Below are 14856 nucleotides of genomic sequence, written 5' to 3' on the forward strand. Positions count from 1 at the left end.
AATCTCAAAGTCAACCAGATTTCTCTTTAGTATCTTACAAACTCCCGTGAGTATTCCAGTCATCACGCGCTCACGCCGATGAGAGTAGAGGAGACTACTATGACCGCTTTCGACTCCGATCGCCGCGCCGCCCTGGCCAGCCTGGCTGCGCTGGGTGCTTTGGCCGGCGGCGGCCTGTCGGCCGCGCCTCCGGCAGCGGCCGCGACAACATCTGACGCGCCGGTCCGCATCGCCATCGTCGGAGCCGGTGCCGCGGGCTTGGCCAGCGCCTCCCGCCTGCGCGCGCGCCTGCCTAGGGCTTCGATTACCCTGATCGACGCGCGCCGCGAGCACTACTACCAGCCCGGCTATACCCTGGTGGGTGCCGGCATCAAACCGGCCAGCTACACGATTTCCACCACGCGGGAATATATCCCGCAAGGGGTTGACTGGATCGAGCAGGCCGCGGCCGAAATCGACCCCGAGGCGCGCGTCGTGACCACCACGGGTGGCCAAAAGGTGCCCTATGATTATTTGATAGTGGCCTGCGGCCTGGAGCTGAACTACGATGCGATCGAGGGTATGGACACCCGGTGGATCGGGCGCGACGGCGTGGGCAGCGTCTACAACGGGCCGCAGGCGGCAGCCGCCACGTGGCAGGTGATGTCTACTTTTGCTGCCAAGGGGGGCGTCGGTCTGTTTGGCCGTTCCCATACGGATATGAAGTGCGCCGGAGCACCGCTGAAATACACCTTCATCACCGACGATCGGCTGCGCCGGGCCGGTCAGCGCGGCAAGGCCGAGCTGCACTATCTGGCACCCCAAAAGACGCTGTTTTCGGTGCCGATAGTCTCCGAAAAGGTGCGCATGCTCTACCAGGAACGCGGCATCCGTACCCATATGGAGCACAGCCTGGTGGCGATCGATCTGGGGCGACGTATTGCCACGTACCGCACCCCCACCGGCACCACCGAGCTGGGCTACGACTTCATCCATGTGGTGCCGCCGATGCGCGCCCCGGCGGTGGTGCGCAACAGCCCTCTGCCCTGGAACGAAGGACCGTTCGCGCGCGAGCAGTGGCTGGAAGTGGACCGCGAGACGCTGCGCCACAAGCGCTATCCGAACGTGTTTGGTGTTGGGGACATCGCGGGCGTACCTAAAGGCAAGACGGCGGCCAGCGTGAAGTGGCAGGTGCCGGTGGCCGTCGATCACTTGGTGGGTGATCTGGCCAACAAGCCCTCTGGCGAACGCTACAACGGCTACACCTCCTGCCCCCTGATCACGCGCCTGGGGCGGGCGATGCTGATCGAATTCGACTACAACGACAACTTGTATCAGTCGTTCCCCGGCTTTATTGCACCGCTGGAAGAGCTGTGGGTGAGCTGGGTGATGAAAACCATGGCCCTAAAGCCCACCTACGTGAGCATGCTGCGCGGCCGCGCCTGATCCCCTGTCCGGAGCATGTCATGAAAGAATACGATCCGTTGGTTTTTCTGGCCGTGTTTCAGGAAATGCTGGGCCCGCTGCTGTGGTTGCTGCCGCTGTTGGCGTTGGCGGTGTTGGTGGGATTCGTGATGGTGCTGCGGCGCGAGCGGCGGCTGGCGTCGCGCCGGTTGCTGTGGGCCGAAGGCTTGGGGCTGATCGGTGGGGGACTGGCCTTGGTGTTGATGGCGGTGGTGTCGTCCTCCGGCTTTACCGATGCTGCGGGCCCGGCAGACTGGTTTCTGATCCTGATCGTCTACGGGCTGGGGTTCGTGGCCTCGACGGTGACGATGTACACCGTGCTGGGGCTGCTGGCACTGCGGCCTGCGCGCTGATCGCCCCGCCCCCGGCGCGGCCCGCTCGGAATACCGCAGCGGCGTCAGCCTCCACCGCGCCGTGTATACAACGCCAGACGCCGCAGGAAGGCATCCCAATCCATCGCCGACACGCCTGACGCCTGCAGCGTCACGCGCAGGCGCGGCAGTCTCAAGCGCGCTATCACCCGGGGCGCCAGCGGCGTCCACGACAGAAGCGCCGTCCCGTCGCCCACGCTGACCTGGCAGCCGTGGTCGCCAACTGGGGTCCAGGGATACGGACTCAGGGCCGGAATCAGCATGGCACGCCATTCCGCCGCCGTCGCCGTGACGTCCGCGCCCCATTCCCAGAGGCTGCCCATTCCGGCTGCCGCCACCTCGATAACCTCGTCCGTTGATCCGTCGGAAGCCACCTCCTTCCACCGCCCCGCGCCCGCCTGGACCGAGCCACAAGCGGATGATGACGCAGAGTTTCCATCACCCATGACCGTCATCCGCCGGCAATCGGTGGCCAGATGGCGAGCGCCTCCCCGGCAGCCAAGCGCCGGGTGGTGCGCTGCTCGGGGGGGATGAATACCCCGTCTACCAGCACCAGATGCACCAGCCGGGGCGGCAACGCCAGACGGTCGATCACCGCCTGCACCGTCTGCCCCTGCGCCCAGTCCAGTGTCACCTCATTGTGGCGCGCCTCGGGGGGTAGATGGTCACTGAGGGTGGCAAACAGTTTGAGTGTGACAGTCATGGCGATCACCGCCCCCGAAGCAGGCACCGGCTCGCTGGTCCATCCAAACCACGTCCCCACGTGAGGCCGCCGCGGCGCGCCACCTCCCACGCAGTAAGCCCAGCCACCGACAGCGAACCCTGGAATTCGTCACCGCCGCCGCGTGTCATCCGCCCCGCTCCAGCGCGACTGCGCCTGGGCGCAGTCCACATACGCGGCCATGAACTGGGTGGGGTCGTGCAACAGCCGCTCTTTCCACGGCCCCAGCCGTACCCGGCCCTCCACCAGCCCGCGCAGCGCCCCTAGGTGCTGCGTCCAGCCCACGCTGTTGCAGCCCACCATCACGTCGCCGTCGAAGCACATGCTCAACACGCGGTGGTGTGCTTCATCGATGGTTTCGACGCGCTCGCCGCCCTCGACCCCCTGCCAGTTGCCAAAACTGGCGGAAATCAGTCCTAAGGTGTCGAGCACGTTGATCTGGGTGACGCCGCGCAACTCGACGCGCTGCCCCACCATATTGAGCGCTGCCACGCGCGCCTGCTCGGCGGCATTGGGCTGGATGGCGCTGACGATGGTGGTACCACTGACCTTGTCGAAAGCTTCGGCGCAGTCACCGGCCGCATAGATGCCCGCGACGTTGGTTTGCATGTGCTCGTCGGTCAGCACGCCCAGCAGGCATTGGATACCGCTGCCTTGCAGGAACCCGATGGCCGGACGCACCCCAGCAGCGATGATGACGAGATCGGCCTCGACCCGCACCCCACCCGACAGATGCGCCACCAGCGCGTCGCCGCCCCCTGCCTCGATGCGCTCCAGCCGGGTGCCGGTGTGTACCGCCACGCCTTTGGCCTCGCACCAGCGCCGGATCATGCCGCCGGCCGTCGGCCCCATCATGCGCGGCACCATCCGGTCGCCCATTTCGACTACCGTCAAGTGCACCCCTCGCAGCTGCAGCGCCTCCATGATGATGCAGCCAATAAAGCCCGCACCCAGCTGCAGCACGCGCGCCCCCGGCCGGGCCCGCTGCATGATGGCGCGTGCATCGTCCAGCGTCCAGCAGTGGTGCACGCCCGGGAGGTCGATGCCCGGGATGGGCGGCTTGACCGGATGCGAACCGGTGGCGATCAGCAGCCGGTCGAAAGGCACGGTGCGGCCATCGTCCAGCGCCACGGTGCGCGCGGCCACATCGACCCGGCGCGCTCGCCCCGCCACGCGCTCGATACCCCACCGTTCGTAGTGATCGCTGCCCTTGCGCAGATGGATCCCGGACTCGCCGATTTGGCCGATCAACAGATACGGGATGGCCATGCGCGAGTACGGCGGGTGCGGCTCGTCACCGACCAGCGTGATGCGGTCGTGCGGCGCGTGCTTGCGGATGGTTTCGGCCGCGATGACCCCCGCGGGCCCCGCACCCAGAATGACGTGCTGTGTCATGGTGTGCCTTCCCAAGAAGGGAGTAAGCCCGATGATCACCCCCGGGACAGAAGTCAGGCGCTTGCAGCGACCCGTGCCCCACCACGGCCGACCGATCCCTGCGGCCGCCCGTCGAACGCTCAGCGCGCAGGTCCTCGGGCTGCCCGCGCGTATCAGCCCAGATCCAGCCGGGCCAGCGTCTCCGGCGTGGGACGCCCTTCGCTGTCCCAGCCCCGCACCTGGTAGTACTTGGGCAGCATCTCGGGCAGCTTGTTCACCAGCCCCTTGGCAGGGCCAGTCTTGGCCGGTTCGGTGAGCAGACGCGCCGGCAGCGAGTCATCCTTGGCGGTGAAACCGGCGGCGTTGTTGAAGGTGCGCTCCAGGTTCCAGATGCGCTCCCCGATGCGCTCCAGCTCCTCAACCGTGAACTCCTCTCCACAGGCGGCAGCCACCTGCGGGGCGACGTCGGCCAGCGTCCACGCAAAGCTGGTGAAGATGCAGATCCCAGCGGAGTCGAACGCCGCGGTGGCATCCTGGAAGGCTTTCACCAGCTCGGGCTTGCCCTCGGTGGTCAGCGGATCGGTCTTGACCGGGATACCGAGCACCTCTGACGCAACGGTGTAGCCGCGCAAATGGCACGCACCGCGGTTGCTGGTGGCGTATGCCAGCCCCATGCCCTGGATGCCGCGGCTGTCATAGGCAGGGAATTCCTGCCCCTTGACGCTCATCGACAGCTCCGGATGGCCGTACTTCTCGCACAGGCGCTTGGAGCCCAGCCCGATCTCTTTACCGAAACCGATGCCGTTGGCAGTCATGTCCGCCAACTCGCACAGCGCGCGCGCAGAGCCGAACGGCGCCTCGATGCCGATCTGCTCCTTGGTCAGCACACCTATCTCGTACAGCTCCATCACCGCGCCAACAGTGGCACCGAAGCTGATGGGGTCCATGCCGTGCTCGTTGCAGATGAGGTTGGCGTATTGCAACGCCTCCAGGTCATTGACGCCGTTGGCCGCTCCCAGCGCCCACGCGGCCTCGTACTCCAAGCCGCCGCTGGCGCCCCAGTACTGCGGCTTGTTCTGCACACTAAAGTGCGTCTCGTCGATCTTGCTGATACGCCCGCAAGCGATGGTGCAGCCAAAGCACGCCTGGTTGGTGACCAGGTGCGTCTTGCCGTCGGCGGGGCGCGGCGTCAGCATCGCCTCGGCCGAGATGTCTTTGGCGCCCTCGAACTGCACATCGCGGTGGTTGCGGGTGGGCAGGGCGCCGATTTCGTTGATGACGTTCATCAGCACCTGGGTACCGTACTTCGGCAGCCCCTGTCCGGTCACGGCGTTGTCGGCCAGCACCTTCTTAGCGGCACGCGTGGCGGCCATGAAAGCCTTGGGATCGCGCACGTTGCCCACCCCCTTGGTGCCGCGCACGGCAATCGCTTTGAGGTTCTTGCTGCCGGCCACCGCGCCCACCCCAGAGCGCCCGGCGGCTCGGTGCAAATCGTTGACGACGCAGGCAAACAACACCTGATTTTCACCCGCGCGCCCGATGCTGGAGATACGCAGCAGCGGATCTTGCAGGCTGGTCTTGAGGATCTCCTCGGTCTGCCAGACGGACTTCCCCCACAGGTGCGAGGCGTCGCGCAGCTCGGCCACATCGTCGTTGATGTACAGGTATGCCGGCTGGGGCGACTTGCCCTCGAAGATGATCATGTCCCAACCAGCGGCTTTGAGCTCCGCCCCCCAGTAGCCACCGGAGTTGGAGCAGGCAATGGCGCCGGTCAGCGGCCCTTTGGTAATGACCGTGTAGCGCCCCCCGGTGGACGCCATGGTGCCCGTCAGCGGCCCGGTGGCCCAGATGATTTTGTTGTCCGGCGACAAGGGGTCCACCTTGGGGTCCACCTCTTCCACCAAGTACTTGCTGCCCAGTCCGCGCGAACCCAGATACTGGCGCGCCCAGGTCATGTTCAGCGGTTCGGCCTTACAGGTGCCAGCCGTCAGGTTCACGCGCAGGATTTTTCCAGCCCAAGCCATGGTCGTGCTCCCGTTGTCGAATCAGGCTGCCGCCGGCTGGTTGCCCAGCTTATCGGCCCATTGCTGCATCTTGGACAGCCCGGTCCAGTTGGCGTCGATGAAGGTGATGGCCGCCGTGGGACAGGCCTCGGCGCAGGCCGGCTCGCCGCCACACAGGTCGCACTTCTGCACCTTGCCGGTTTCTTGCACATAGTTGATGGTGCCAAACGGGCAAGCGATGGTGCACACCTTGCAGCCCACGCACGTGGTTTCGTTGACCACTTTGGCCCCGGTGACCTTGTCCACCGTGATCGCCTCCACGGGGCAGGCGTGCAGGCACCACGCCTCGTCGCACTGCGTGCAGGTGTAGGGCACCTTGCGCCCCGTGTGGTGAAAGTCGAATACTTTGATGCGGGATTTGGCGGTGGCAAAGACGCCGTAGTTTTCGTACGAGCACGCCATCTCGCACGACAGGCAGCCCGTGCACTTGGCCGGGTCGATGTGCAGCATTTTTTGCATGCGTTGTCTCCTGGTGGTGGCCCCGCGTCAGCCGCCCCCTGGCTGCACCGACGCCGTGGATGTCCGGGTTATGTTTGCAGCGGCACGCCACGACCGACACTGGGGATAACCCCAACATCCCGCGACCGAGGAGCGAAATTTCTCAAATTGAGACACCGGCATTGCGGCGCCGCAGCCGCGCCGGTACGATTAAAAAACGGATTGCACACGACCGCGCCACAGGTTCAGCGCCCATTAGCCGCCAGGAGACGTCCGTGACCCCAGTTGCCGATGTTGCTTGCGCAGCGGCCAGTGCCGTGCCCGCAGCCCAACGCATCGCCGCCATCGAGGCGGCGCGGCGCCAGTGCCTGCTCAAGGGCGCCACCAGTGGTGCGCCGACATCCATCGAGCCCTGGATCCTCGCCTCGTGGCAGCGCTGTCTGGCCAGTGGACGCCACCCGCGCGAGCGGGTGGTGTTTGACACCGTCAGCGCCGCCGCCGTGCGCCGCGCACTCGACGCCAGCCGAGCGCTGCGCGAAGCGGCAGCCCCGGTCATTGCGCGCACCCTCGACCGCGCGATGGCCGACACCGGCTACTTTGCCCTGCTCACCGACGCCCACGGCGTCGTCGTCGATGTCCTGGGGCCAGTGGACCGCCACGACCCGCACGCGCGGGCCATTGCCCGCGTCGGTGTCGATTTGTCGGAAGCAGCGGTGGGCACCACCGCCATCGGCGCAGCGCTGGCCGAACGCATCCCGGTGTGGTTGCACCGCGGCGAGCATTTTTTCGACGACACGGCGGTGTACAGCTGCGCAGGCGCCCCCGTGTTCGGCCCCGATGGGTGCTGCCTGGGCATGTTGGACCTGACCGGCGTTCACAGCCCCGAGCGGCGCGCGCTGCGGCATCTGGTCAGCGTCACCGTGCGCCGCATCGAGGCGGCGCTCGTGCTGCGCCAGCCGCATGCGCTGACGCTGCGCCTGACCTGGCCCGGGCAGCTGCCCGGCGACGATAACGACGGGCTGCTGACGCTGAATGCGGATGGGCGCGTGGTGGGCGGCAACCGCGGCGCCGCCGACATGCTTGATCTGCGTCCCGCCACCCAGGGCTGGCCGCATGCCGATGACCTTTTTGCGGTGCCGGTGGGCGAACTCTTCGACGCCGCGCGCCACGGGCGCGGACCGCGCGAACTGCCCACATGGGCCGGCCTGCGGGTGCAGGTGCTGGCCAGCCTGCCCGACGCCGATCGGCCTGACGGCAGCACCGCCCTGCCGCTGAAAGAGCGCGAAACGGCGCTGATCCGACAAGCCGTCGCACAGGCAGGGGGCAATGTGGCCGAGGCCGCGCGGCGTCTGGGCATCAGCCGCGCCACCGTGTACCGCAAGCTGGCGCAACGCTGAGGTGCGCGCCGCGCTTGCGCAGCAGCCACATCCCCGGCGGTGGAAGGCTAGCGGCGCGCCGCCGCCGTCGGCACGAAGGGACGTTGCCCGTCGATGGTAAAAGCAGCAATTGCGGCCTGCCCCAAGGGGCCGCTGAGCCAGTCGGCCAGCCGCAGGGCCGCTTGCGCCTGCACGTGCGGATGCCGCGCCGGATTGACGCGGATCAGACTGTAGGGATTGGCCAGCCGCGCGTCGCCTTCGACCAATACCGCCAGGTCGGCGCGGTTGCGAAACGCCAGCCACGTGGCCCGGTCAGACAACACGTACGCACCCAGGGCTGCAGCCATGTTCAGCGCCGCCCCCATGCCGCAGCCGCACTCCCGCACCGTCCCGCGCGCCGGGCTCGCGCCGGCCTCGGCCCACAGGCGCAGCTCGGCCTCGTGCGTGCCGCTGCGGTCGCCGCGCGACACGACCGCGGCCCTGCTGTTCGCCAGGCGCCGCATGGCGCGTACGATGTCGTTGCCCGCAGCACCGGCCGGGTCGGTGCGCGGACCGATCAGCACGAAGTCGTTGCGCATGATCTCGCGGCGGTCGATGCCGTAGCCCTCCGCCAAGAAGCGGGCCTCGGCCTGCACGTCGTGCACCAGCACCGCATCGGCATCCCCCCGGCGGGCGATGTCCAGCGCCTGGCCGGTGCCGACCGCCACCACGCGCACCGCCACCGCGCTGTCGCGCCGAAAAAGCGGCCACAGATGGTCGAACAGCCCGGACTGCGCGGTCGAAGTGGTGCTCGCCAACGTCAGCACCGCCGGCGGTGCCGCCTGCGCCCACGCCACGTTCGCCCAGCCCGAGCCCGCCTCCTCGCCCCACGGCCACAGAACTGTCAGAGTCCAGCGTAGGAGGTGCCGTCGCCCGCTGCCCACACAGAGCCGGTGTGGTGCCGCCGCTGCAGCGGCAACCAGCGGCTCGCTGGCTGTCAGCCGGCCGACCGCCAGCCCGCCCCGACCCTCCTTCATGGCAGCTCCCCTTTGACGAAGGCGTACGCGGCCGGCGACGATCGCGCCAAGGTGGCCGCGTCGAAAAAGGCGTCCACCGGCAAGTCGGCCAGCAACCGCCCGCGCTCCAGATAGAGCACGCGGCTTGCCAACCGCCGCACCTGCCCCAGGTGATGGGAGCTGAACACCAGCGTCGCCCGCTCCGGCTGCTCGGCGGTGAAGGCCGCAATCAACGCTTCCACGTCCTGGCACGCCTGGGGATCCAGGCTGGCCGTGGGCTCGTCGAGCAGCCACAGCCGGGGCTGCTGCGCCCACGCGCGCGCCAGCGCCAGCCGCTGCTGCTCCCCACCAGAGAGCGCGCGCGCACTGCGTTGGGCCAGCGCCTGCAGGCCGACCCGCTGCAGCGCCAGCCATGCCTGCTGCCGCGCCATCCCCCAGCGCAACCCCTGCAACCACAGTCCCAGGGCCACGTTGTTCAGTACGCTGCAGCGCAACAGATACGGGCGCTGGAACACCATGGCAGCACGGCTGTCCGCGTGGCGCCGCACCACACCCGCGCTGACTGTCTGCAGCCCCATCAACACGCGCAATAGGGTGCTCTTGCCACTGCCGTTGCTGCCCACCACCGCGATGCGGTCGCCGCTGTGGATGCACACGTCGATCCCCGTCAGCGCCGGCGCAGCAGCGCGCGTGCCCAAGCGCACATCGACACCACGCAGCTCCAACAGCACGCTCACGTGCGCAGCTCCCGGAATGCGCAGCGCGTCGGCGCCCGCCCTGCCCCGCGTCGCGTCCGCTTCATGCCGCCACCCCGGCAACGGCGCCCCCCACTGCGCGCTGCGCCCAGGCACGCAGCAGCGTCGCGCTGGCGTGCAGCCCCAACACCACGCCCAGCAACACCAGCCCCAGCCCCAATGCCATGGGCAGATCGCCCTTGCTCGTCTCCAGCGCAATGGCAGTCGTCATCACGCGCGTGTAGCCCTCGATGTTGCCGCCGACGATCATCACCGCGCCCACCTCTGACACGGCCCGGCTGAATGCGACGATGACCACCGTCAGCAGTGCGTGGCGTTCGTCCCATGCCAACAGACCAGCGCGCATCACCGCACCCGCGCCCAGCGCCCGCAGCTGCTCGCCGTAGGAGCGATCGACCCCCTCCACCACCTGACGCGTCAGCCCGGCGGCAATGGGCACCACCAGCGCCGTTTGCGCCAGCACCATGGCCTGAAACGAGAACAGCCAGCCCAAAGCGCCGAGCGGGCCGGCGCGCGACAGCAGCAGGTACACCAGCAGCCCCACCACCACCGAGGGCACCGCCAACAGCGCATGCAGCACAGTCACCACCACACCGTGGCCGGGAAACCGCGCCACCGCCAGCCACGCCCCCAGTGGCAACCCCAACGTACAGCCCAACAGTGTGGCTAACCCACTGACCGCCAGCGACCGGCCCACGATCGACCAGAGGTCCGCCTCGCCTGTCCATATCAGCAACAGTGCCTGCTGCCACGCCGCCGTCCACGTCTCCATGGCGGCGTATCGTAAGGGCTTGCGCTGCCTGAGACTGTCACCGTGCTGCCACAGGGCCCGGATCACCGTGGGGCGCCATTTCCCCGCCAAGCACTGGCAGCCACTGCTGCCGCGGGGCTGGCGCGTTCAGCCATCAGAACAGCTCGCGCTCCGCCTCCAGGTAAGCCAAGCTGGTGTATTTGCCAATGTTGGACTCGAAGCCCAGCATCGTCTTGGCGCGCGCGGCCACGCGCGGATCCTGCAGCACCATGTCCTTGGCGCGCTCCAGCGGAATTTCGCGCTTGACGGCCTCCACGCAAGGCTCCCAGATGCCGCGCAGGAAAGTGCCGTAGTCCTTCAGCAGGGTGCGGCTGCCGCGCCCGTGCCCGGGCCACCACACCTGATCCCCTGCGGCCTGCTGCAGCGCGTCGTAGTACCGGAACGTACCCGGGTACGAGCCGTCGTCGATATTGGCAATGCGGTTTTCCATTGCGATGTCGCCCACGTAAGTCAGGCGATCCGGCAGTACCTCCACGCACAAATCGGACGGGGTGTGCGCGCGCCCGTAGTGGTGCATGCGCAGCGTCACGTCGCCAAAGGTGAACGTCTGCCCATGCTGGACCGCGCGGTTCGGCGGCACGACCTGGGTGCCCATCGTCGCCTGGTTAGTCCAGCGCTCCATCAGGCTGCGCCACAGGTTGCCCTCTGCACCCTTGATCTGCTCGATGGTGTGCGGCAGTGCATAGATGGGCAGCGAGTTGCCAAACGCGTTGACAAAAGCGTGATTGCCCAGCCAGTGGTCGCCGTGGTAGTGGCTGTTGAACACCGCCACCACCGGCCGGTCGGTCACGGTGCGGATCATGCGGATTGCCATCTCGCCGTGCTGCAGCGAGCAGCCGGAGTCCAGCACCACCACACCCGCCGACGTGACGACGAACATCACGTTGGCCATCACACCGCGGTTTTCGGGGGTGGGAAAGCCGTCCTTGGCGTAAATGACCCACACGTGCGGCGCGACCTGCTCGGGCCGGATATCCGGCACCGGCGGCCCCTCGATGAAGTCCTGCACCTGCTGTGCCAACAGGCGTACCTCGGGCAAGCTGGCCAGCGTCACACCGGCAACCCCCACGCCCAACCCCCAGTGCAACCAGCGCCGACGGTTCATTCTGTGCTCCCGCATCGCCTCGTCTCCTTGCGCGCAGCGCGCCACACAACCGTTCATCAGCATACAACAATGCTGTCATTGTCCTGCCGCGTGCCGGCTCTGTAAAGCCACCGCAGGCCTGCAGTACCGTCGGTGCCCGCAGGGATGCGGGGAGCGCAGGGATGACGGGTTGTGGTCGCGGGGGTGGGGTGCGTCGGCCCACCGGTCACGTCGCTGGAGGGTGGGTCTGGCCGCCGAGTGCATCCTGCGCCAGCCCACCGTCCGGCCACATCGACCGGGAACGGGGTCCGCGCTGCGCCGCCGGCTACCCGGTGGTGACCACGCTCTGCCCCAGGCTGCCGAGTCCACCTTTTACGTGCCCGGCTGCAGCGCCACCGCAACCTCGCGCTGGGCGTCACCGCGGCGCACCGTCAGGCGCACGGTGTCCCCCACGCGATACTCATCCAGCCGCGCCAGCAGCCGCCCGACGCTGTCCAGCGGCTGCCCTTCGATAGCGGTGATGACGTCGCCGGGTACGATCCCGGCAGACGTCATGCGCGCGCCCTCCAGCCCTGCCCGCTCGGCGGCGGAGCCGGGAGCCACGCGCAGCACATAGACGCCGCTGACCCCGGTCAGCGCCACCAGGCGCGCGTTGAGCCCCTCGTCCACCTCGATGCCCAGCGCCGGGCGGATATAGCGCCCGTGCTGGATGATCTGCGGCACGACCCGCATCACGGTATCGACCGGCACGGCAAAGCCAATGCCCGCGCTCCCCCCCGAGGGGCTGTAGATGGCGGTGTTGATGCCGATCAAACGACCCGCCGAATCGAGCAACGGCCCGCCGGAGTTGCCAGGGTTGATGGCTGCGTCGGTTTGGATGAGATGTTCGATGGGCGGCCCGCCACGTTCATTGGGTAGCGTGCGGTCCAGCGCCGAAACAATGCCGGTGGTCAGCGTCCAGTCCAAACCAAACGGATTGCCGATGGCAAACACTTTCTGCCCGACACGCAAATCATGGCTGGTGCCGATGGGCACCGGCGGCGGCCGCTTGAAATCGACGCCAATGCGCAGCACGGCAATGTCGTGCGCGGGAGAGACCCCCACCAGCGCCGCCTGGTAGTCACGCCCATCAGCCAGCCGCACCGTGGCACCCGACGCGCCCTCCACCACGTGGTAGTTGGTCACCACATGACCGGCCTCGTCCCAAATGAAGCCCGACCCCGTGCCGCGCGGTACCTCGAAGACGTTGCGTGTCCAGAAGTCGCGCACGCGCTGCACCGTGCTGATGTAGACCACCGAATCACGGGCCTTTTCGAACAGCTCGATGGTCGCCTGCTCGTCGGCGGCCAGGTCGCCGCGCGGCGTGACGGTGCGCGGCATGGTGTCGGGCGAGGGCATGAGCCACGCCTGCAGCACGGGCGTCAGGCGCCAGGCCACCATCAGCACCAGCACCGATACGACGATAGTGAGCCAACGACGCAAAAAGCGATCGGGGGCGGGCTGGGAGGAAGGATAAGACGGCATGACAAAACGGCAAGACAGTGGGCACCACGAATGACACGCCGTACTGGCGATGCATCGTGGCAGCAGTTCAGACGCCGCGCCCGGTATGACGGGCACCCATCATCCCGACACGGCGGCTGCCGGCTCGGGCACGCGCAGCCCCTGCGTCAAGGCTCGGATCTCCTCCTCTGCCAGCGTTTCGCGTTCCAGCAGTGCCTGCGCGCTGCGCTCCAGTATGTCACGGTTGTGCTCCAGAATCGCCCACGCCCGTTCAAAGCCCCCCATCACAAGGGCGCGGATGGCTGCATCGATGCGTGCCTGAGTGGACTCGGTCACTCGGCATCCTCCGGCCACCGGCTCCGGCACGTCCAAAAAACGCGGACGCTGCGCCTCAAAGGCGACATAGCCCAGATCGTCATCCATGCCGTAGCGGATGACCATATCCCGCGCGATGTCCGTGGCACGCGCCAAATCGTCGGCTGCCCCGGTAGACAGTTCGCCGAACACCAATTTTTCAGCCGCACGCCCACCCAGCAGCACGGCAATCTTGTGCTCCAACTCGCGGCGCCGCATCACAAACCGATCTTCGAGTGGGGCGTTGCAAAGTATAACCCAGCGCGCCGATGCCGCGTGGCACGATGGATATTTTGTGCACGGGGTCCGACCCCGGCAGTGCCAGCGCCACCAGCGCGTGCCCGATCTCGTGATAGGCGACGGTGCGGCGCTCCGCCTCATTGAGCACGCGGTTACGCCGCTCCAGGCCCGCGACGATACGCTCGAATGCCGCAGTCAAGTCGGCCATCTCCACGGCCTCGGCCTTACGGCGCGTGGCTGCCAGAGCCGCCTCGTTGACGAGATTGGCCAGATTGGCACCAGAAAACCCGGTGGTCAACCCCGCCACCCGCTCCAGATCGACATCGGGCGCCAACCGTACCTTACGTGCATGCACCCGCAAAATGGCCAGACGGCCCTTTTTGTCCGGTCGATCCACCAGCACCTGACGATCGAAGCGCCCCGCGCGCAGCAGCGCCGGGTCCAAAATCTCGGGCCGATTGGTCGCCGCCAGAATGATCAGTCCCACCGTGCTGTCGAAGCCGTCCATTTCGGTCAACAGCTGGTTGAGGGTCTGCTCCCGCTCATCGTGCCCTCCCACCAAGCCGCCGGCACCCCGAGCGCGGCCCAGCGCATCCAATTCGTCGATGAAGATGATGGCCGGCGCCTTGGCGCGCGCCTGCTCAAACAGGTCGCGCACGCGCGCCGCACCCACCCCCACGAACATTTCGACAAACTCCGAGCCCGAGATAGAGAAAAACGGCACCCTAGCCTCTCCTGCCACGGCCTTGGCCAGCAGGGTTTTACCGGAACCCGGCGGCCCCACCAACAGCACCCCTTTCGGAATGCGCGCTCCCAGCCGACCGTACTCCTGTGGGTGTTTCAAAAAGTCCACAACCTCGGCCAACTCGGCTTTGGCCTCGTCCACTCCCGCCACGTCGTCGAAACGTCCACCCGTGTTCTGCTCCACATACACCTTAGGAAAGGTCTGCATAACCTGCTGCGCGAGCGCGCCGCTGCGTTGCGCGGTGCTCGCTTCCTAGCCTCACTCATGGTGATGCCTCGGTCACCGCGCTCCGCGCGCCTAGCACTCCGCCCGCTCGCAACGGTCGTGCAGACCTTCCTTAGCGCGGGCTCTTGCCGATACTGATGAAGCCGCCCATGCCCTGCTTTTCGGCGAATTTGCGGAACAGAAAAAACCACACCGCAAAAAACACCAACGACGGCAGCACCCATGACAGCACGTCGCGCAGCCAAGTGCTTTCCACCACACGGGTGTAGGGCACGCCGTACGGAGCCAGGCGCTCGGCCAGGGCGGGCTCGACCCGGTTGGCCACGATCACTGCCTTGCCGCGCGCATCCGGTGACTT

Annotated in this window: 13 protein-coding genes and 2 pseudogenes; 3 read left to right on the forward strand and 12 right to left on the reverse strand. The window is 67.3% G+C overall.

The genetic code is table 11. The features are described from left to right. Positions 1-99 precede the first annotated feature (99 nt). Positions 100-1425 carry an NAD(P)/FAD-dependent oxidoreductase gene (locus V7Z54_RS03065; RefSeq protein WP_334134276.1) on the forward strand — a complete coding sequence of 442 codons (1326 nt, stop codon included), beginning with the start codon at positions 100-102 and terminating at the stop codon, positions 1423-1425. A 20-nt stretch (positions 1426-1445) separates the two neighbouring features. Continuing rightward, a complete protein-coding gene (locus V7Z54_RS03070; RefSeq protein ID WP_334134277.1) occupies positions 1446-1796 on the forward strand; it encodes a DUF5368 family protein in 351 nt (116 codons plus the stop codon). 44 nt (positions 1797-1840) lie between these two features. Here the strand turns inward: V7Z54_RS03070 and V7Z54_RS03075 are convergent, their stop codons facing one another. From V7Z54_RS03075 to V7Z54_RS03095, 5 genes are all read right to left on the reverse strand, one after another. Then, entirely contained in the window at positions 1841-2269 is a 429-nt protein-coding gene (locus V7Z54_RS03075; protein WP_334134278.1) for a hypothetical protein, read from the reverse strand. Then, positions 2266-2517, reverse strand: coding sequence for a sulfur carrier protein ThiS (thiS, locus tag V7Z54_RS03080; RefSeq protein ID WP_334134279.1), 252 nt, complete (start codon positions 2515-2517; stop codon positions 2266-2268). Before thiS ends, V7Z54_RS03075 begins: the two co-directional genes overlap by 4 nt. A gap of 129 nt (positions 2518-2646) precedes the next feature. Continuing rightward, positions 2647-3930, reverse strand: a complete 1284-nt coding sequence (locus V7Z54_RS03085; protein ID WP_334134280.1) for an NAD(P)/FAD-dependent oxidoreductase — start codon at positions 3928-3930, stop codon at positions 2647-2649. A gap of 152 nt (positions 3931-4082) precedes the next feature. Beyond that, positions 4083-5933 carry an aldehyde ferredoxin oxidoreductase family protein gene (locus tag V7Z54_RS03090; RefSeq protein WP_334134281.1) on the reverse strand — a complete coding sequence of 617 codons (1851 nt, stop codon included), beginning with the start codon at positions 5931-5933 and terminating at the stop codon, positions 4083-4085. A gap of 21 nt (positions 5934-5954) precedes the next feature. Next, the gene (locus V7Z54_RS03095) at positions 5955-6431 is read right to left on the reverse strand and encodes a 4Fe-4S dicluster domain-containing protein (RefSeq protein ID WP_334134282.1); all 477 of its coding nucleotides are present in this window, start codon (positions 6429-6431) and stop codon (positions 5955-5957) included. 254 nt (positions 6432-6685) lie between these two features. On the opposite strand from V7Z54_RS03095, the gene V7Z54_RS03100 reads away from it, so the two are divergent. Further along, positions 6686-7807, forward strand: coding sequence for a helix-turn-helix domain-containing protein (locus V7Z54_RS03100; protein WP_334134283.1), 1122 nt, complete (start codon positions 6686-6688; stop codon positions 7805-7807). A gap of 47 nt (positions 7808-7854) precedes the next feature. Here V7Z54_RS03100 and V7Z54_RS03105 read toward each other — a convergent pair whose 3' ends face one another. From V7Z54_RS03105 to V7Z54_RS03135, 7 genes and pseudogenes are all read right to left on the reverse strand, one after another. Beyond that, complete coding sequence (locus tag V7Z54_RS03105; protein ID WP_334134284.1) at positions 7855-8802, reverse strand: substrate-binding domain-containing protein; 948 nt, start codon at positions 8800-8802, stop codon at positions 7855-7857. Continuing rightward, positions 8799-9518, reverse strand: coding sequence for a metal ABC transporter ATP-binding protein (locus V7Z54_RS03110; protein ID WP_443082416.1), 720 nt, complete (start codon positions 9516-9518; stop codon positions 8799-8801). Before V7Z54_RS03110 ends, V7Z54_RS03105 begins: the two co-directional genes overlap by 4 nt. A 61-nt stretch (positions 9519-9579) precedes the next feature. Continuing rightward, positions 9580-10308 (reverse strand): ABC transporter permease, encoded by a 729-nt coding sequence (locus V7Z54_RS03115; RefSeq protein ID WP_334134285.1) that lies wholly within the window; start codon positions 10306-10308, stop codon positions 9580-9582. Positions 10309-10441: 133 nt separating this feature from the next. Beyond that, positions 10442-11467: an MBL fold metallo-hydrolase gene (locus tag V7Z54_RS03120; RefSeq protein ID WP_334134287.1), complete on the reverse strand. Its 1026-nt coding sequence runs from the start codon at positions 11465-11467 to the stop codon at positions 10442-10444. Positions 11468-11803: 336 nt separating this feature from the next. Beyond that, a complete protein-coding gene (locus V7Z54_RS03125) occupies positions 11804-12829 on the reverse strand; it encodes a S1C family serine protease (protein ID WP_443082417.1) in 1026 nt (341 codons plus the stop codon). 225 nt (positions 12830-13054) lie between these two features. Then, a pseudogene (ftsH, locus tag V7Z54_RS03130) lies at positions 13055-14465 on the reverse strand (ATP-dependent zinc metalloprotease FtsH); the annotation flags it as partial. A 149-nt stretch (positions 14466-14614) separates the two neighbouring features. Beyond that, positions 14615-14856: pseudogene (locus tag V7Z54_RS03135) on the reverse strand (ATP-dependent zinc metalloprotease FtsH); the annotation flags it as partial.

Source organism: Tepidimonas sp. (assembly GCF_036824975.1).
Lineage (GTDB): Bacteria > Pseudomonadota > Gammaproteobacteria > Burkholderiales > Burkholderiaceae_C > Tepidimonas.

Excerpts from the sequence above, each read along its gene's own strand:
- V7Z54_RS03070 (WP_334134277.1), top strand. The coding sequence starts at position 1,446 with ATGAAAGAATACGATCCGTTGGTTTTTCTGGCCGTGTTTCAGGAAATG.
- V7Z54_RS03095 (WP_334134282.1), bottom strand. The coding sequence starts at position 6,431 with ATGCAAAAAATGCTGCACATCGACCCGGCCAAGTGCACGGGCTGCCTG.
- V7Z54_RS03105 (WP_334134284.1), bottom strand. The coding sequence starts at position 8,802 with ATGAAGGAGGGTCGGGGCGGGCTGGCGGTCGGCCGGCTGACAGCCAGC.
- V7Z54_RS03115 (WP_334134285.1), bottom strand. The coding sequence starts at position 10,308 with ATGGAGACGTGGACGGCGGCGTGGCAGCAGGCACTGTTGCTGATATGG.
- V7Z54_RS03085 (WP_334134280.1), bottom strand. The coding sequence starts at position 3,930 with ATGACACAGCACGTCATTCTGGGTGCGGGGCCCGCGGGGGTCATCGCG.
- V7Z54_RS03125 (WP_443082417.1), bottom strand. The coding sequence starts at position 12,829 with ATGCCCTCGCCCGACACCATGCCGCGCACCGTCACGCCGCGCGGCGAC.
- V7Z54_RS03075 (WP_334134278.1), bottom strand. The coding sequence starts at position 2,269 with ATGACGGTCATGGGTGATGGAAACTCTGCGTCATCATCCGCTTGTGGC.
- V7Z54_RS03090 (WP_334134281.1), bottom strand. The coding sequence starts at position 5,933 with ATGGCTTGGGCTGGAAAAATCCTGCGCGTGAACCTGACGGCTGGCACC.
- thiS (WP_334134279.1), bottom strand. The coding sequence starts at position 2,517 with ATGACTGTCACACTCAAACTGTTTGCCACCCTCAGTGACCATCTACCC.
- V7Z54_RS03065 (WP_334134276.1), top strand. The coding sequence starts at position 100 with ATGACCGCTTTCGACTCCGATCGCCGCGCCGCCCTGGCCAGCCTGGCT.
- V7Z54_RS03120 (WP_334134287.1), bottom strand. The coding sequence starts at position 11,467 with ATGCGGGAGCACAGAATGAACCGTCGGCGCTGGTTGCACTGGGGGTTG.